We start from the raw sequence: 17,367 nt of genomic DNA, 5'->3' as shown, positions 1-17,367 counted from the left end.
CAACGAAGGTTGCGGGCCGCCGGTGTTGTACGCCGAGATCCGGAGAGGTGGTCGGCTCCTAGTGGAACTGGCCTTCCTCGGTGGAGCCCTTCAGGGCAGCCGTGGAGGTGTTCGGGTCGACCGTGGTGGCGATGCGGTCGAAGTAGCCTGCGCCGACCTCACGCTGGTGCTTGATCGCGGTGAAGCCGCGCTCCTCTGCAGCCTTGAACTCGCGCTCCTGCAGGTCGACGAAGGCGGTCATGCCCTCGCGGGCGTAGCCGTGAGCCAGGTCGAACATGCCGTAGTTGAGCGAGTGGAAGCCGGCGAGGGTGATGAACTGGAACTTGAAGCCCATCGCGCCGAGCTCCTTCTGGAACTTCGCGATGGTCGCGTCGTCCAGGTGAGCCTTCCAGTTGAAGGACGGCGAGCAGTTGTAGGCCAGCAGCTGGTCGGGGAACTCGCTGCGGACGGCCTCGGCGAACTTCTTGGCGACCTCGAGATCCGGCACTCCGGTCTCCATCCAGATGAGGTCGGAGTACGGGGCGTAGGCCTTGGCGCGAGCGATGCAGGGCTCGATGCCGTTCTTGACTCCGTAGAAGCCCTCGGCCGTGCGGGTGCCGTCGAGGAATTCGCGGTCGCGCTCGTCGACGTCGGACGTGATGAGTGTCGCGGCCTCGGCGTCGGTGCGGGCGATGACGACCGTCGGGACGTCGGCGACGTCGGCCGCGAGGCGAGCCGAGGTCAGGGTGCGGATGTGCTGCTGGGTCGGGATGAGCACCTTGCCACCGAGGTGACCGCACTTCTTCTCCGACGCGAGCTGGTCTTCCCAGTGCGAACCGGCAACGCCGGACGCGATCATGGCCTTCTGCAGCTCGTAGACGTTGAGGGCGCCGCCGAAGCCGGCTTCACCGTCGGCGACGATCGGAGCGAGCCAGTTGTCGACGGAGGTGTCGCCCTCGACCTTGGCGATCTCGTCGGCGCGCAGCAGCGCGTTGTTGATGCGGCGAACGACCTGCGGAACCGAGTTCGCCGGGTACAGCGACTGGTCCGGGTAGGTGTGGCCGGACAGGTTGGCGTCGCCGGCCACCTGCCAACCGGACAGGTAGATGGCCTTCAGGCCGGCGCGGACCTGCTGAACGGCCTGGTTGCCGGTGAGGGCGCCCAGCGAGTTGATGTAATCCTCGTTGTTCACGAGATCCCACAGGATCTCCGAACCACGACGAGCGAGGGTGGCTTCCTCGACGACGGAGCCCTGCAGCTGGGCGACCTGCTCGGCCGTGTAGCTGCGGGTGATTCCCTTCCAGCGGGGGTTGGTGTCCCAGTCCTTCTGGATTTCTTCAGCGGTCCTCGGGGTGCCGGTGGTCGACATCAAAGCTCCACTCTCTAGATCTACTCCGCTCGGCGTCAGCAGTACGGCTGTACTACTTCACATCCTTTGCGGACCATTCGGATGTACAAGACGACAATGACACAACTCAAAATCCACCGCTACCTGTTGCTAATGCCAATCTCGGCAATTTTCGCGCCGCACTTTGCAAAGATTGCTAATCAATGGTGAGACCAACGACCGCGCAGCGAGCGAGGCAAGTTACCCGTCGGTAGTATTGACCTCGACTTTTGCGGTATCGCGGATCACCGACAGTGCGATACGGCGTCTCGTCACGGCCACCCGCTCGGCCGACCCTCGCGGAATTTGTGATGTGACCGCCTTCACAGGATTTGGTTGCGTACACACGCCACGTAAATGACCTTGAAAACACCGGGCGGTCGTACGATGTGCCGCACGACCGGATCGGGGCCGGTCGCGCAGTGCTGCGCGGCGCCTGCTTCGGTTGCCATCCGCACAACCGAGGAGCAGTCATCCTTTCACCCACGTCGCGACCGATCATCGAGATGACCCTGCCCGTGATTGGGGCACACATCGGCGTGATCTCCGAGGTGTTCTATCAGAAGCTGTTCGCCGCGGTCCCCTCATTGCGCACCAACCTGTTCAACAGGTCGAATCAAGCGAACCGCACACAGCAGCAGGCACTTGCGAGCTCCGTCGCGTCCTTCGCCACACTGCTCGTCACCCGGGAGCCCAGCGATATCGACGCGATCATGGCCAGGATCGCCGCCAAGCACGCGTCCTTGGGCGTGACGGCCGACCTCTACGAGGTCGTGCGCACCCATCTGTTCGCCGCGATCGTAGAAGTTCTCGGCGACGCCGTCACTCCCCAGGTGGCAGGCGCGTGGAACGAGGTCTACACCCTCATGGCCAATTCCCTGGCCGAACAGGAATCGCAGCTGTACCAGGATGCGGGCGTGACCGACGGCCGGGTGTGGAGACAGGCTCTCGTTGCCGCGCGCGAGTACGACGGCTCCCACTCCGCGACCCTGTTCCTGCGGCCCCTCGACGGCAAACCGTTCCGCAACCACCGCCCGGGCCAGTACACCTCGGTCCGCATTCGCTTCGCCGACGGCACCGAACAGATCCGCCAGTACACGGTGACCCACGGCCGCCAGTCCGGCGAGTGGGCGCTGTCGATCAGACGGGTGCGAGGTGGACTCGTGTCGTCGATTCTCGTGGACAAGGTCGAAGACGGCGATCAGCTCGCCGTCTCCCACCCGTTCGGCGGCGTCGTGATCGACAACGACGACGCACCGTTGCTCCTGATCTCCGCTGGAATCGGGGTCACCAACACCATGGCGACCCTCCAACACCTGGCCACATACAATCCCGGGCGCGAGATGACGATCGTGCACGTGGAGAAGTCCGCCTACGAGCATGCGCGGCGCATCGAGTTCAGCACGCTCGTGAAGGCATTGCCCAACGCCGAGCTCTTCCTGCGCTACACCGACTACGACGGCATGCACGACGACGGCCGCAACCCGCTGACCCGAGTCCCGCTGCCCACCGACGCGCATACCTACGTGTGCGGTCCGGTCGAGTTCATGCGGTCGATCCGTCTCGAACTGATCTCCGCAGGCCTGTCGCCGGCATCTATCCATTTCGAAGCGTTCGCTCCCGGCTCATGGCTGGGGTTGGAGAGCGAGCAGACACCCGTTCCTTAACAAGCTGCGAACCCTACGTTGCAAAGCTGGAAGGAGCGTCTTACGCTGGGCGAATGGCCAAGACCTACGTCGGCGCCCGCCTGCGCCAGCTACGGACCGAGCGTGGACTCAGCCAAGCCGCACTCGCCAAGACACTCGAGATTTCCGCGAGCTATCTCAATCAGATCGAACACGACGTCCGGCCCCTGACCGTGCCGGTGCTGCTGCGGATCAGCGAAGTGTTCGGCGTCGACACGACGTTCTTCTCCTCCGAGGACGACACCCGTCTGATCGCCGAGATGCGTGAGGTCGCGCTCGACCAGGAGATGGGCATCGAATCCGATGCGCAGGAGATCGCCGAAATGGTCGCGGCGCACCCCGGCCTGGCACGCGCGATGGTGAACATGCACCGCCGCTTCCGCAACACCACCGCACAGCTCGCCGCCGCAACCGAGGACCGGTACAGCGATGGCAGTGGAAGTGGCGCGATCACCATGCCGCACGAGGAAGTCCGCGACTACTTCTACCAGCGGCAGAACTATCTCCACGAACTCGACACCGCCGCCGAGGAGCTCGCCAACCGGATCCGATTCCACCGGGGCGATGTGGGTGGCGAGATCGCCAAACGCATGGCCGCGGTCCACGACGTGCAGGTTGTCAAACGCATCGACCTCGGCGAGAACGTCCTGCACCGCTACGACCCCGAGACCCGGGTGCTCGAGATCGCGCCGCAGCTGTCCGGAGGACAGCAGGTGTTCAAGCTCTCCACCGAACTCGCCTACCTCGAGTGCGGCGAACTCATCGACAAGCTCGTCGACGACGGCGGATTCACCAGCGACTCGTCGCGCGCGCTCGCACGCCTCGGACTCGCGAACTATTTCGCAGCAGCGCTGATCCTCCCCTATTCGCAGTTCCACGAGATCGCCGAGGACTTCCGCTACGACATCGAGCGTCTCTCCGCGTTCTACGGTCAGAGTTACGAAACGGTCGCGCATCGCCTCTCGACGCTGCAACGTCCGAAACTGCGCGGTGTACCGTTCTCGTTCGTCCGCGTCGATCGGGCGGGCAACATGTCCAAACGGCAATCAGCCACCGGCTTCCATTTCTCGACCAGCGGAGGCACCTGCCCGCTGTGGAACGTGTACGAGACGTTCGCATACCCGGGCAAGATCATGACGCAGATCGCGCAGATGCCGGACGGCCGTCGCTACCTGTGGGTCGCGCGCACCGTCGAACGCCGCGCCGCCCGCTTCGGGCAGCCGTCGAAGACTTTCGCGATCGGCCTCGGGTGTGAACTCCGCCATGCGCACCGCCTCGTCTACGCCGAAGGCCTCGAACTCGACGAGTCGAACCCCGGCACTCCGATCGGCTCCGGCTGCCGAGTGTGCGAGCGGATGAACTGCCCACAGCGCGCCTTCCCTCCCCTCGGGAAGGACATCGACATCAACGAACACCGCAGCTCCGTCTCGCCGTACCTCGTGCGCTGAGTATCCTCTACCCACATGGCACGCACCCCCGACGCACTGGGCGACAAGGCCCTCCAGTTCCTGTCCGAGTACCACCTCGGAACCCTCACGACGTTGCGCAAGGACGGGACGCCTCACGTCGTCGCGGTCGGGTTCACGTGGGATCCGACGGCCGGCCTCGCCCGGGTCATCACCTTCGAAGGTTCGCAGAAGACGCTCAACGCCGAACGCAGCGGATATGCCTCCGTCAGCCACGTCGACGGCGGGCGGTGGCTGACGTTGGAAGGCCCGGCACGGGTCGCACGCGACAGTGAGTCCGTCGCCGAGGGCGAACGTCTCTACGCCGCGCGCTATCGCGAACCCCGCCCCAACCCCCGGCGCGTCGTCATCGAGATCGCGGTCGAGCGGGTCATGGGTTCCGTACTCGACCCCGCCTGACCCTTCCCGCGCGGAAATTGGTTATCCGCGACTGCGATCGTGGCAGCGGAAAGCAGAAATGATCGCGACCAGCTTCGGGCTCGAGCGGCGTCCGTCGAGCGGCGGATAGCCGATCTCCGCGCGAGAAGGGTGTGAGCACGACGTAACAACGACGTCATCAACTTCACGGAACGGTCACCGGGAGACACTCCGGCGCAATAACTCCGGCCTATCGTATGGATCCACGGATACAGCGCTGTATACGCCGCCCGGTCCCCTTCCACGAAGGACACCCCCATGACAGTTGCCCGATCCAAGTTCGCCACGAGCGCCGCAGCGCTGGTCGCTGTCGGACTCACACTCACCGCGTGCGGAAGCAAAGCCGGCGACACCTCCAACGGAGATGCATCCGCCTCTGCGTCGGCGTCGTGCGTCGACACCGCAGGCGACAGCATCAAGGTCGGCTCCTTGAACTCGCTGTCCGGCACCATGGCGATCTCCGAGGTCACCGTGCGTGATTCGATCGCCCTGGCCGTCGAGCAGATCAATGCCGACGGTGGGGTACTCGGCAAGCAGATCCGGATCGTCGCGGAAGACGGCGCCTCCGAGCCCACCGTGTTCGCGGAGAAGGCCGAGAAGCTCATCAGCTCCGACTGTGTCGCAGCAGTATTCGGCGGCTGGACGTCGTCGAGCCGTAAGGCGATGCTGCCGGTGTTCGAAGACCGGAATTCGTTGCTGTACTACCCCGTCCAGTACGAAGGCCTCGAGTCGTCGTCGAACATCTTCTACACCGGGGCGACGACCAACCAGCAGATCGTCCCCGCACTCGACTACCTGAAGGAGCAGGGCGTGAAGTCCCTGTACCTCGTGGGCAGCGACTACGTGTTCCCGCAGACCGCGAACCGGATCATCCGCGCCTACGCCGATGCGAACGGCATCGAGATCAAGGGTGAGGACTACACCCCGCTCGGCTCGACCGACTTCTCCACCATCGTCAACAAGGTTCGCACCGCCGACGCCGATGCCGTGTTCAACACGCTCAACGGCGATTCCAACGTCGCGTTCTTCCGCGAGTACACGAACGCCGGCCTCACCGCCGCCGACATGCCCGTCGTGTCGGTCTCCATCGCCGAAGAAGAGGTCGTGGGTATCGGCGCGCAGAACATCGAGGGCCAGCTCACCGCGTGGAACTACTACCAGACCGTCGAGTCACCCGAGAACACCTCGTTCGTCGAGGAATACAAGGCGAAGTACGGTGATGCGAAACCGACGTCCGACCCCATGGAAGCCGCCTACACCTCGGTATTCCTGTGGAAGAACACCGTCGAGAAGGCCGGATCGTTCGATGTCGCAGCGATTCAGGAAGCGGCCGACGGGGTGAGTTTCGAAGCACCCGAAGGCACCGTCACGATCGACGGCGACAACCACCACATCACCAAGACCGCCCGCATCGGTGAGATCCGCGGCGACGGCCTGATCTACACGATCTGGGAGTCCGACGGACCGGTCGATCCCGATCCGTACCTCGAGACCTACGACTGGGCCGCGTCCCTCTCCGGGAACTGACCGGTACCACCGTCGACGAGGAGTGTCCACATGGATATTGTTGCAGGACAGTTGTTCACAGGATTGAGTATCGGCTCGATCCTACTGCTGGCAGCACTGGGGCTGTCGCTGACGTTCGGTCAGATGGGCGTCATCAACATGGCCCACGGCGAATTCATCATGGCCGGTAGCTACACCGCTTTCGTGGTGCAGCAGGTGATCTCGTCCGCCGGCGTATCCCTGTTCGTGTCGCTCCTCGTCGGCTTCCTCGTCGGCGGTGCACTCGGCGTCCTCCTGGAAGTCACCCTCATCAGGCGGATGTACCACCGCCCCCTCGACACGCTGCTCGTCACATTCGGCGTAGGACTACTCCTCCAGCAGCTCGCCCGCGACATCTTCGGCGCACCGGCCGTCAACGTCGTTGCACCGGAGTGGCTTTCCGGCGGCGTCGAGATCCTCGGCGCGGTGGTCCCGAAAACCCGCCTGTTCATCCTCGTACTCGCCACCGCGTGCGTGATCGTCCTGATCACCGCCATGAAGTACACCCCGATGGGACGACGGATCCGCGCGGTCGTGCAGAACCGCGACCTCGCGGAGACGGTCGGGATCTCGTCCCGCCGCACCGACCTGACCACCTTCTTCCTCGGCTCCGGGCTCGCGGGCCTGGCCGGGGTCGCGCTGACGCTCATCGGGTCGACGAGCCCGACGATCGGGTCTGCCTATCTGATCGACGCGTTCCTCGTCGTCGTCATCGGCGGTCTCGGCCGTATCGAAGGTGCCGTCATCGCCGCAATCGCCCTCGGCCTGCTCAACTCGTTCATCGAATACTCGACCACCGCCTCGATCGCGAAGGTGATCGTGTTCGTACTCATCGTGATCTTCCTCCAGGCCCGCCCGCAGGGCCTGTTCGCGGTCAAGACAAGGAGTCTGGTCTGATGTCGATGACCTTCCACGCCCGCGACCTCACCCGACCCGGACCCGTGCGCACAGCCGCCGGATTCGCTCTCGCCGCACTGATGCTGTTCGGCGTCGCTCCCGCAGTACTGTCCGACTTCCGGCTCGGACTGCTCGGCAAGTTCCTGTGCTTCGCGATCGTGGCCGTGGGCATCGGACTCGCGTGGGGCCGCGGCGGCATGCTCACCCTCGGACAGGGCGTGTTCTTCGGTCTCGGCGCCTACATCATGGCGATGCATCTGAAGATGGCCGACGCCGAACTCCGCGGCGACACCGTCCCCGACTTCATGCAGATCGCAGGCATCCGCGAACTACCCGCATACTGGGTGCCGTTCTCCTCGCCGCTGGTGACCATCCTTGCGATCGCGTTGCTCCCGGCCTTCGTCGCCCTGGTGCTCGGTCTCGGCGTCTTCAAGCGTCGCGTCAAGGGTGCCTACTTCGCGATCCTGTCGCAGGCCCTCGCCGCAGCCTTCGCCATCCTGCTCATCGGGCAGCAGTCCACCGGAGGATCCAACGGTCTCAATCGTTTCCGGAGTTTCTTCGGGTTCGACCTGTCGGATCCCGTCAACAAGCGGATGCTGTTCTTCATCGTTGCCGCGATCCTGCTGCTCGTCGTCGCCGCGACCCGCCAGCTCATGCAGTCTCGCTACGGCGAACTGCTCGTTGCCGTCCGCGACCAGGAGGAACGCGTCCGGTTTCTCGGATACGACCCCGCCAACATCAAAGTGGTGGCCTACACCGTCGCCGCGTTCTTCGCCGGCATCGCAGGTGCGATGTTCGTGCCCATCGTCGGCATCATCTCCCCCGCAGACGTCGGAATCGTCCCCTCGATCGCGTTCCTCATCGGTGTCGCCATCGGCGGTCGCACCACCCTGCTCGGCCCTGTTCTCGGCGCGATCGGTGTCGCATGGGCCCAGACCACCCTGTCGGAAAGTTTCCCGTCCGCCTGGACGTATGCACAGGCCCTGTTGTTCATCGTCGTCATCGGTTTCTTCCCCGCGGGCATCGCCGGGCTCGCCACGCTTCGCCGACGTCGCGCGAAGGCGAATTCCGCCGACGATCAGACGGCGTCCTCGTCCGAACCCGAATTGGAGCCGGCCCGATGAGTGCACCCGAATACGGCGGCAACGCAGGTATGTCCGCCGAGTATCTCGAAATACGTGATCTGCGTGTCGAATTCGACGGGTTCACCGCCGTCGACGGCGTCGATCTGACACTGTTCCAGGGCGACCTGCGGTTCCTCATCGGCCCCAACGGTGCCGGCAAGACGACACTCGTCGACGCTGTCACCGGTCTCGTCCCCGCAACCGGGTCGGTCACCAGATCCGGTGTCGAACTGCTCGGCAAGAAGACCCACAAGATCGCGCGTCTCGGCGTCGGCCGCACCTTCCAGACCGCGTCGGTGTTCGAGGAACTGTCGGTGCTGCAGAATCTCGACATCGCGGCCGGCGCCGGCCGCTCAACGTGGCAGCTGCTCCGCCGACGCAAGGATGTACTCCCCGAGATCGAGCAGGCCCTCGAGACTATCGGTTTGACCGCGCACCGCGACACACCCGCGGGGATCCTCGCCCACGGCCAGAAGCAGTGGCTCGAGGTCGGGATGCTGCTCGTGCAGAACGCCGACGTGCTGCTCCTCGACGAACCCGTCGCAGGCATGAGCGGCGATGAACGCGAAGAGACCGGGCACTTGCTCCGCCGGATCGGCGCGCAGCGCACAGTGGTGGTCGTCGAACACGACATGGACTTCATGCGCGCGTTCGCGACCTCGGTGACGGTGCTCGCCCGCGGCAAGGTCATCGCCGACGGCACCGTCGAGGAAGTACAGAACAATCCGCAGGTCCAGGAGGTCTACCTCGGGACCACCGCTGCAGTACAGGAGGCGTGAGATGCTCGAACTCGTCGATGTGCGCATCGCATACGGGCGCACCGAGATCATCCACGGTGTCTCCCTCGACGTACCCCGGGACGGTGTCGTCGCCGTGATGGGTCACAACGGCGCAGGCAAGACCACGCTTCTGCGTGCAGCGGTCGGATTGCTGCCCGTCACGCGAGGAAAGATCCTCTTCGACGGCGAGGACATCACCGGACTGCGCCCCGCCGCCCGTGTCGCACGCGGACTCGCCTATGTGCCGCAGGGCCAGCAGTCGTTCGGTCAGCTCACCTGCGCCGAGAACCTGCAGGTCGTCGCCGACGGACGCAAGAACGGCAAGAAGCTGATCGCCGACATGCTCGATCTCTTCCCCGCGCTCGTCCCCCTCCTCGACCGACGCGCCGGTCTGCTGTCCGGTGGTCAGCGACAACAGCTCGCGATCGCGCGGGCGCTCATCACCGAACCGCGCATGCTCATCCTCGACGAACCCACCGAAGGCATCCAGCCGTCCGTCGTCGCAGAGATCGAGAACACCATCGTCGAACTCAGCCGCTCCGGGGAACTCGGGGTGCTGCTCGTCGAACAGCACATCGGATTCGCCCTCGACAACGCCCTGCGCTATTACGTCGTCGAATCCGGCCGCGTCACCTCCACCGGCGACGGCGGCGCCGACGCAGCACACACTGTCCGCGAAGCCATGGCGATCTGATGCCGACCGGCACACACCGCGACCGGGTGTATCGGGCGTTGCGCGACGACCTGATGTCCGGCAGCCTCGCGGCCGACGAACGCCTCGGCGAGGAAAGGCTCGCCGATCGCTACGCCGTGTCGCGCACACCGGTGCGGGAAGCATTGGCCAGGCTGGTCTCCGACGGGCTCGTGGAGCGCCGCACCAGTGGCCTGTTCCCGTATCGCCCCCGCTTCGACGACCTCGCCGACCTGTACGAACTGCGCATCACCCTCGAGCTGCACGGGATTCGTCGCGCACTCGAGAACCCGACGATCCGTCACGATCCCGCCGTCCTCGGCCCGGAACTCGAACGCTGGTACCTGCTGCGCAGTAGCCCACCCGCCCCCGACGCCGGTTTCGTCGAGCTCGACGAGCAGTATCACCTGGCGGTACTCGCGTCGTCCGGCAACCGCGCGCTGCGCGACGCACTCGTCACAGTGAACGGCAAGGTCCGGCCGGTGCGAATGTTCGACTACCTGACTCCGGACCGCATGACAGCGACCATCGACGAGCACATCGCGGTGGCCGAACTGCTGCTCGACGGCAAACTCGACGATGCACACCAAGTACTGCTCGGCCACATCGACACTTCCCGGGACGTCGTGATCAGGCGCGCAGAGGAAGCCCGTGCAATGGCGCGCTTCGCGCAGGCGCTCCGTGACTGAGAGTAGGTGGGAATGACGGGCACGTGTCGCGCGTGACTGATGGCCGCCTCTCATGCACACTACGACCGTGACGCCACGAATCCGGCCCGGACGGCTGAAGGAACTCGGTCCGATCAACTGGGTTGTGTGGAAGGCGCTGTCACGCGCCGCAGGCACACCCGACGCGCACCTGTTCAGCACACTGGGCCGATCGGGTCGCTTGTTCCGCGGTTGGCTGCACTACTCGGGCATGCTCATGCCGTTCGGCAAGCTGAGCAGATTCGAAGCCGAGATGGTCATTCTGCGTGTGGCCCACCTTCGCCGCTGCGACTACGAATTCGATCACCACACGCGTCTCGGCCGTCGCGCCGGGATCCACGACGAGATCCGCGAACGGATCGTCACCGGACCGTCGGCTGATGGCCTGAGCCGACGTCAGCGCGCACTCCTGACCGCGGTCGACGAGCTGATCGGCACTCGCAACCTCACCGACGAGACGTGGACGGCGCTCGCGGAGTTCTTCGACGATCGACGCATGATCGAGTTCTGCCTCCTGGTCACGCAATACGACGGTCTCGCCACCACCATCGGTGTGCTTCGTCTCGACCGCGACTTCGGCAGCGAATAACGCTCCTGTCTTCTTTCGATGTGCCGGCTCCTTTCGACGTGCCGGCCGCTTCCGGCATCGAGTACTCCCCCCTGCACCAGCGGTGACAGCTCTTCCTAACCGGCGCTTTACCGCAGGAAACCGGGACGAAACACCGGGCCCATAGCGTATACAGCAGTGTCCACAACGACGGATACAGCAGCGGCACATTCATTTCCGCGCTGTGCCTTGTGGACGTTGTTCGCCCGCCCACTTCGAAGGAGCACGCCGTGGCATTCGGATTCGACACCCTTCTCGTCGCGAATCGCGGTGAAATCGCGTGCCGCATCATGCGCACCGCGCACCTGATGGGATTGAAGACCGTGGCGGTGTATTCGGATGCCGATGCGTCCGCTGCACATGTCGAAGCGGCAGACATGGCCGTGCGTCTCGGTCCGGCGCCCGCCGCAGAGTCGTATCTTCGCGCCGACCTCGTGATCGAGGCGGCACTCACCTCCGGAGCAGGCGCAATTCACCCCGGTTACGGATTCCTCTCCGAGAACACCGAGTTCGCGACCGCGTGTGAAGCCGCCGGGATCGCGTTCGTCGGCCCGACCGCTGACCAGTTGCGTGTATTCGGCGACAAGCACACAGCACGTGAGGCAGCACGCGCCGTGGGGGTCCCCCTCGTTGCCGGAAGCGGCCTGCTCGGTTCTGTCGACGAGGCTCTCGCCGCAGCGGACGACATCGGATACCCGGTGATGCTCAAAGCCGTCGGCGGCGGCGGTGGTATCGGCATGCAGGCCTGTCACGGCCCCGACGACCTGCGCGAGGCGTACGACAGGGTTCTGCGGCTCGCGTCGGCGAACTTCTCGTCGTCAGGTGTCTTCCTCGAACGGTTCATCGCCCACGCCCGTCACGTCGAAGTCCAGGTGTTCGGCGACGGCCTGGGCCGCACCGTCAGCCTCGGCACGCGTGATTGCTCGCTGCAGCGACGCAACCAGAAGGTCGTCGAGGAGGCCCCCGCACCGAACCTGCCCGACGAGATCGTCGAGCAGATGCTCTCGTCGTCGCGGGCTCTCGCGTCGTCGGTGCAGTACCGCTCGGCAGGCACCGTCGAATTCGTGTACGACACCTCGCGCGGCGAGGTGTCGTTTCTCGAGATGAACACTCGTCTGCAGGTGGAGCATCCGGTCACCGAAGAGGTGACCGGCGTGGACCTCGTCGAATGGATGCTGCGTCTCGCCGGCGGTGAGACCACCTTGCTCGACGCGGTGCCCGATTCGGGACCCGAGATCACCGGCCACGCCGTGGAGGCCCGCGTGTACGCGGAGGATCCCGGCCGGGACTACCGGCCCAGTTCCGGCCTGCTCACACACGTCGAGTTCCCCGCCCACACCCGCATCGAGACGTGGGTCGACACCGGTACCGAGATCAGCTCGTTCTACGACCCGATGATCGCGAAGGTGATCGTGCGCGGCGAATCCCGCCGCACCGCGTTCGCAGGACTGGCGGAGGTGCTCGACGACACCGATATCTACGGGGTCCAGACGAACCTGGCTCTGCTGCAGACGATCTGCACGGAGCCGTCCGTCCTGTACGCCGAGCACACCACCGCCACCCTCGCCGGCATCCCCGGCACCCGCCGACGTATCGACGTCCTGCGCGCAGGCACCATGACCACCATCCAGGATTTCCCCGGCCGAACGGGGTTGTGGGAAGTCGGAATTCCCCCGTCCGGGCCGATGGACGATCTGTCGCTGCGCACTGCGAATATCGCGGTCGGCAACGCCGAAGGCACCGCCGCGATCGAATGTACGCTCCAGGGACCACGATTGAGCTTCTCCGATTCCACGGTTGTGTGCGTCACCGGAGCACCCACGAACATCACGCTCGACGGCGAGCCCATATCGATGTGGGAGCCCATCGAGGTGCCCGCCGGCGGGGCGCTCGACATCGGGACTCCGGCCAAAGTGGGGCTTCGCACCTACGTGGCGGTACGCGGCGGGCTCGACGTGCCACTCTTTCACGGCAGCGCATCCACGTTCACGCTCGGCGGTTTCGGCGGGCTCACGGGCGCGGCGATCGCCACCGGCGATGTCCTCGGCCTCGCCGACGCCGACGCCGTCACCGACCCGGCGCCCGTACCCGACGATCAGCGACCCGAATTCGGTCATACCTGGCATCTCGCGGTGACCGAGGGCCCGCAGCCCGCACCCGCCTATTTCTCTCCCGAGGACATGGCGCAGTTCTACGACGCGAGGTGGACCGTGCAGACCCACGCCAACCGCACCGGCATCCGGTTGGACGGCCCCAAGCCGACGTGGTCGCGCACCGACGGCGGCGACGCCGGGCTGCACCCGTCGAACCTGCACGACAACCCGTACAGCGTCGGGGCCCTCAACGTCTCCGGCGACACACCGATCCTCCTGGGCCCCGACGGCCCGAGCCTCGGCGGTTTCGCGTGCCCACTGACCGTGGTGTCGGGACATCGCTGGAAGCTCGGCCAGATCCGCCCAGGCGACTCCATTCGGTTCGTGCCTGTCTCCGACGAGGACGCCGTCGCCCTCCGCCACGGTGCGATCCGCGCCGTCGATGTGCCACCGATCGCTGCGCGTACGACGCTGGACGGCGGGCGCCTCGGCCACTTCGCAACGATGCTCGACCGACCCGAGGTGGCGTACCTGCGCGGCGGCGACGACAACATCCTTGTCGAGTACGGCGAGATGACCCTCGACCTCGGCCTGCGGATGCGCGTCCATGCCTTGTCCGAAGCACTGGCCGCGACGCACGTGCCCGGCATCATCGACGTCACCCCGGGTGTACGGTCGCTGCACCTCCACTTCGACCCCGACATCCTCCCCCAGTACCGGCTGCTCGGTGTGCTCCAGGATCTCGAAGTCGAACTGCCCGCCACCCACGATCTGGTGGTGCCCAGCCGCACGGTCCGACTCCCGCTCTCGTTCGACGACCCGTCGATCTCCGAGGCACTGTCGCGGTATCGCAGCGGGGTGCGCGACGACGCCCCGTGGCTTCCGTCCAACATCGAGTTCATCCGTCGCATCAACGGTCTCGACTCCGTGGACGAGGTCCGCGACACCGTGTTCGATGCCGAATATCTCGTCCTCGGCCTCGGCGACGTGTATCTCGGTGCGCCTCTTGCTGTTCCGCTCGATCCGCGTCATCGACTCGTGACCACCAAGTACAACCCGGCCCGGACGTGGACACCGTCGGATGCCGTGGGTATCGGCGGTAAGTACCTCTGCGTCTACGGGATGGAATCGCCCGGCGGCTACCAACTGGTCGGTCGCACAGTGCCGATCTGGTCCGGTTACCGGCAGACCGGACCGTTCGAGGACGGTAAGCCCTGGCTGTTCCGATTCTTCGACCGCATCGTGTGGGAGCCCGTCTCCCCCGAACAACTACTCGAGTACCGGGCCGCGTCGAAGGCCGGGCGGTTCGACGCCGACATCGCGGAGGGAACATTCGCTCTCGCAGACCATCTCCGGTTCCTGGAGAACAACGCCGAGTCCATCGCCGAGTTCGACGCGAAGCAGTCCGCCGCCTTCGAGATCGAGAAGAAGGCGTGGCACGACTCCGGCGAGTTCGACCGCGTCGAGGCCGCACCTATCGAGGTCTCCACCACAGCCGACCCACTGGCCGGGATGCCGGACGGTTCCACCGTCGTCGAGGCGTCTCTCGTCGGTAACGTGTGGCGCGTCGAGGTGACCGAAGGGCAGTTCGTCGACGCCGACACCACTGCCGTGATCCTCGAGGCGATGAAACTCGAAATGCCGGTCCGCAGCGAACGGGCCGGAACAGTCCTGAAGGTGCTCGTCGCTCCGGGCGCGAAGGTAGCGCCGGGCACCCCCCTTCTCGTGATCGGACCTGTCGAATGACCACCGATGTCGTCACTTCCACCGCGACCGCGACCGACCGCGCACGACGTGCACTGAGCCGTATCGAGGAGGTCGACCGCCCCGAGGTGTGGATCACGTTGCGCGACGCGACCGACATCCTCGCCGACGCCGCCGCCGTCGACGCACGTGTCGCGGCGGGCGAGACGCTTCCGCTCGCGGGGTTCGTGGTCGCGGTCAAGGACAACGTGGATGTAGCCGGCTTGCCGACCACCGCGGGCTGCCCCGAGTTCGCATACACACACCAGACGACGGCGTCGGGGGTCTCCCGCCTGATCGACGCGGGAGCGGTGGTTCTCGGGAAAACCAATCTCGACCAGTTCGCGACCGGTCTCGTGGGAACCCGCAGTCCGTACGGCGCCGTGCGCTGCGCGTGGGATCCCGCACGGATCTCCGGCGGATCGAGTTCGGGTTCCGCCGCTGCCGTCGGCCTCGGTATCGCCGACATCGGAATCGGCACCGACACAGCAGGGTCCGGTCGCGTCCCCGCCGCTCTGCACGGCATCGTCGGCATCAAGGCCACGCTCGGGGTGATTCCGACGCACGGAGTGGTGCCCGCGTGCGTCGACTACGACTGCCTCACCGTGCTCGCGGAGTCTCTCGACCTCGCAACGAAGGCTGCTGCGGTGATGGCGGCACCGGACGAACGCGATCCGCGCAGTCGCACATGGCCCACCGACGTACGACTCGCCGCTCCCGCACAGATCCGGCTCGCCGTGCCTCGACCGGAGGATCTCACCGCGCTGTGCGCCGAGTACCGCGACGCATTCGATGCGACCGTGGACGAAGCCCGCCGGTCGGGCATCGAGATCACCGAGGTCGACATCTCCCCGCTCCTCGACGCCGCAACCCTGTTGTACGACGGGGCGCTGGTCGCCGAACGCTACGCGGCCGTCGGCACATTCCTCGACACCGAGCGGGCAGGCGCAGATCCCACCGTCGCAGCGATCGTCGCGTCGGCACAGAAACCGGCTGCGCACGAACTCGTGACCGACCTCGATTCTCTGGTTCACACGCGGGCATACGCGCGCGCGGTGCTCGAGGGCTTCGACGGTCTCCTGCTACCCACCACCACGGAGCATCCGACAATCGCTGCGGTGCAGGCCGACCCGGTGGAAATCAACCGCAGGATGGGTACCTACACCAATTTCTGCAATCTGCTCGACATGGCTGCGGTCGCGGTGCCTGGTGTGCCCACGCCGGAGGGGCATCCGTTCGGTGTGATGGCGGTCGTGCCCGCGTTCGACGATCAGGTGGCCGTGGACATCGCGGCGCGTCTCACCGGTGTCGAGGCACCACGGTTCGTCGACTCCGGCGTCGAGCTCGCGGTGTTCGGAGCACACCTGCTGGGCCAGCCGTTGCATTTCCAGCTCGAGGACCTCGGTGCCCGCTTCTCCGAGCAGGTGTATACCTCTGACGCGTACCGGCTGATGGCACTGAACACCACACCACCCAAGCCGGGCCTGGTGCGGCACCGCCCAGGCGAGGGCGCGTCGATCGTCGGCGAATTGTTCCGTGTATCCGAAGCCGGTCTCGGCCGGTTCCTCGCGGCCCTGCCCGCCCCGATGACACTGACGAGCGTCGAACTGGCGGACGGCCGCTGGGTGGTCGGATTCGGGTGCACCCAGGATGCATCCGCGGACGGCGCGGACATCACCGAGTTCGGCGGCTGGGTGGAGTACCTGCGAATGGCCTGAGCGCACTCGCCGTTGCCAGGGCACACGGGTGCCCTGGTGACGGTGGCTGTTGTCGTGTTCTGTTGTGGAGCTAGGCGACCAGGTCCGGTCTGTTCCCCGGGATCGGTGTCCGGAACAGATCGAGACTGGCCGGTGGAATGAACTGCGGCCGCCGCTCTTCCGTGATTTCCACGTGCCAGTCTGTGTGATGCATCAACCGGTGGTGATGTCCGCATAACATCACCAGATTGTCGAGGTCGGTATCACCGCCGTCGACCCAATGATGAATATGGTGCGCAGCCGCCCACGCGGGCGATGTCGAACACCCGGGGAAGGCACATCCGCCATCTCGGACCGCCAGAGCGCGTCGCTGCTCCCTGCTTGCGGTGCGGCGGGTCTGCCCGTGTGCCAGCGGTACGCCGTGTTCGTCGAGCAGGATCCGGGTGACCTGGCAGTCGCAGGCGAGCATCCGGGCGGCATCGATCGACAACGGGCCCGCCCAGGGCTCGGTCGCATACCCGTGCTCGGGACTGTGGGTGAACAGTTCTTT

14 protein-coding genes are annotated in these 17,367 nt (G+C 65.6%); 12 read left to right on the top strand and 2 right to left on the bottom strand.

What is annotated here, in order from left to right; all coding sequences use genetic code 11:
* Positions 1 to 58 precede the first annotated feature (58 nt).
* On the bottom strand, positions 59 to 1,348 hold the full coding sequence (gene aceA, locus ACFWB0_RS24630) for an isocitrate lyase (RefSeq protein ID WP_378493022.1): 1,290 nt from the start codon (positions 1,346 to 1,348) through the stop codon (positions 59 to 61).
* A 524-nt stretch (positions 1,349 to 1,872) separates the two neighbouring features.
* Between aceA and ACFWB0_RS24625 the strand changes: the two genes are divergently transcribed.
* From ACFWB0_RS24625 to atzF, 12 genes are all read left to right on the top strand, one after another.
* Positions 1,873 to 3,033, top strand: coding sequence for a globin domain-containing protein (locus ACFWB0_RS24625; protein WP_378493021.1), 1,161 nt, complete (start codon positions 1,873 to 1,875; stop codon positions 3,031 to 3,033).
* Between the two features lie 53 nt (positions 3,034 to 3,086).
* Positions 3,087 to 4,499 (top strand): acetate metabolism transcriptional regulator RamB, encoded by a 1,413-nt coding sequence (gene ramB / locus ACFWB0_RS24620; RefSeq protein WP_378493020.1) that lies wholly within the window; start codon positions 3,087 to 3,089, stop codon positions 4,497 to 4,499.
* 15 nt (positions 4,500 to 4,514) lie between these two features.
* The gene (locus tag ACFWB0_RS24615; protein WP_378493019.1) at positions 4,515 to 4,916 is read left to right on the top strand and encodes a TIGR03618 family F420-dependent PPOX class oxidoreductase; all 402 of its coding nucleotides are present in this window, start codon (positions 4,515 to 4,517) and stop codon (positions 4,914 to 4,916) included.
* A 276-nt stretch (positions 4,917 to 5,192) separates the two neighbouring features.
* A complete protein-coding gene (gene urtA, locus ACFWB0_RS24610; RefSeq protein ID WP_378493018.1) occupies positions 5,193 to 6,461 on the top strand; it encodes an urea ABC transporter substrate-binding protein in 1,269 nt (422 codons plus the stop codon).
* Positions 6,462 to 6,491: 30 nt separating this feature from the next.
* Positions 6,492 to 7,376 carry an urea ABC transporter permease subunit UrtB gene (gene urtB / locus ACFWB0_RS24605; RefSeq protein WP_378493017.1) on the top strand — a complete coding sequence of 295 codons (885 nt, stop codon included), beginning with the start codon at positions 6,492 to 6,494 and terminating at the stop codon, positions 7,374 to 7,376.
* Positions 7,376 to 8,500 carry an urea ABC transporter permease subunit UrtC gene (urtC, locus tag ACFWB0_RS24600; protein WP_378493016.1) on the top strand — a complete coding sequence of 375 codons (1,125 nt, stop codon included), beginning with the start codon at positions 7,376 to 7,378 and terminating at the stop codon, positions 8,498 to 8,500. The genes urtB and urtC overlap by 1 nt, the downstream gene beginning before the upstream one ends.
* Positions 8,497 to 9,279 carry an urea ABC transporter ATP-binding protein UrtD gene (gene urtD / locus ACFWB0_RS24595; protein ID WP_378493015.1) on the top strand — a complete coding sequence of 261 codons (783 nt, stop codon included), beginning with the start codon at positions 8,497 to 8,499 and terminating at the stop codon, positions 9,277 to 9,279. Before urtC ends, urtD begins: the two co-directional genes overlap by 4 nt.
* Position 9,280: 1 nt before the next feature.
* A complete protein-coding gene (urtE, locus tag ACFWB0_RS24590) occupies positions 9,281 to 9,973 on the top strand; it encodes an urea ABC transporter ATP-binding subunit UrtE (protein WP_378493014.1) in 693 nt (230 codons plus the stop codon).
* The gene (locus ACFWB0_RS24585; protein ID WP_378493013.1) at positions 9,973 to 10,659 is read left to right on the top strand and encodes a GntR family transcriptional regulator; all 687 of its coding nucleotides are present in this window, start codon (positions 9,973 to 9,975) and stop codon (positions 10,657 to 10,659) included. The genes urtE and ACFWB0_RS24585 overlap by 1 nt, the downstream gene beginning before the upstream one ends.
* Positions 10,660 to 10,726: 67 nt before the next feature.
* Positions 10,727 to 11,266 (top strand): carboxymuconolactone decarboxylase family protein, encoded by a 540-nt coding sequence (locus ACFWB0_RS24580; RefSeq protein ID WP_378493012.1) that lies wholly within the window; start codon positions 10,727 to 10,729, stop codon positions 11,264 to 11,266.
* A 248-nt stretch (positions 11,267 to 11,514) separates the two neighbouring features.
* Positions 11,515 to 15,123 carry an urea carboxylase gene (gene uca / locus ACFWB0_RS24575; RefSeq protein WP_378493011.1) on the top strand — a complete coding sequence of 1,203 codons (3,609 nt, stop codon included), beginning with the start codon at positions 11,515 to 11,517 and terminating at the stop codon, positions 15,121 to 15,123.
* Positions 15,120 to 16,838, top strand: a complete 1,719-nt coding sequence (gene atzF, locus ACFWB0_RS24570) for an allophanate hydrolase (RefSeq protein ID WP_378493010.1) — start codon at positions 15,120 to 15,122, stop codon at positions 16,836 to 16,838. The genes uca and atzF overlap by 4 nt, the downstream gene beginning before the upstream one ends.
* A gap of 70 nt (positions 16,839 to 16,908) precedes the next feature.
* Here atzF and ACFWB0_RS24565 read toward each other — a convergent pair.
* Positions 16,909 to 17,367, bottom strand: a 459-nt coding sequence (locus ACFWB0_RS24565; RefSeq protein ID WP_378493009.1) for a DUF222 domain-containing protein, incomplete at its 5' end; no start/stop codon positions are given.

The organism is Rhodococcus sp. NPDC060086 (genome assembly GCF_042730275.1).
Classification (GTDB): Bacteria; Actinomycetota; Actinomycetes; order Mycobacteriales; family Mycobacteriaceae; genus Rhodococcus.
Note: the sequence above shows the minus strand (reverse complement) of the source record. Positions and strands in the feature narration are given on the sequence as shown.

What these genes read in the sequence shown, in the direction of transcription:
- aceA (WP_378493022.1), bottom strand. Translation starts at nt 1,348, where the DNA reads ATGTCGACCACCGGCACCCCGAGGACCGCTGAAGAAATCCAGAAGGAC.
- ACFWB0_RS24625 (WP_378493021.1), top strand. Translation starts at nt 1,873, where the DNA reads ATGACCCTGCCCGTGATTGGGGCACACATCGGCGTGATCTCCGAGGTG.
- ramB (WP_378493020.1), top strand. Translation starts at nt 3,087, where the DNA reads ATGGCCAAGACCTACGTCGGCGCCCGCCTGCGCCAGCTACGGACCGAG.
- ACFWB0_RS24615 (WP_378493019.1), top strand. Translation starts at nt 4,515, where the DNA reads ATGGCACGCACCCCCGACGCACTGGGCGACAAGGCCCTCCAGTTCCTG.
- urtA (WP_378493018.1), top strand. Translation starts at nt 5,193, where the DNA reads ATGACAGTTGCCCGATCCAAGTTCGCCACGAGCGCCGCAGCGCTGGTC.
- urtB (WP_378493017.1), top strand. Translation starts at nt 6,492, where the DNA reads ATGGATATTGTTGCAGGACAGTTGTTCACAGGATTGAGTATCGGCTCG.
- urtC (WP_378493016.1), top strand. Translation starts at nt 7,376, where the DNA reads ATGTCGATGACCTTCCACGCCCGCGACCTCACCCGACCCGGACCCGTG.
- urtD (WP_378493015.1), top strand. Translation starts at nt 8,497, where the DNA reads ATGAGTGCACCCGAATACGGCGGCAACGCAGGTATGTCCGCCGAGTAT.
- urtE (WP_378493014.1), top strand. Translation starts at nt 9,281, where the DNA reads ATGCTCGAACTCGTCGATGTGCGCATCGCATACGGGCGCACCGAGATC.
- ACFWB0_RS24585 (WP_378493013.1), top strand. Translation starts at nt 9,973, where the DNA reads ATGCCGACCGGCACACACCGCGACCGGGTGTATCGGGCGTTGCGCGAC.
- atzF (WP_378493010.1), top strand. Translation starts at nt 15,120, where the DNA reads ATGACCACCGATGTCGTCACTTCCACCGCGACCGCGACCGACCGCGCA.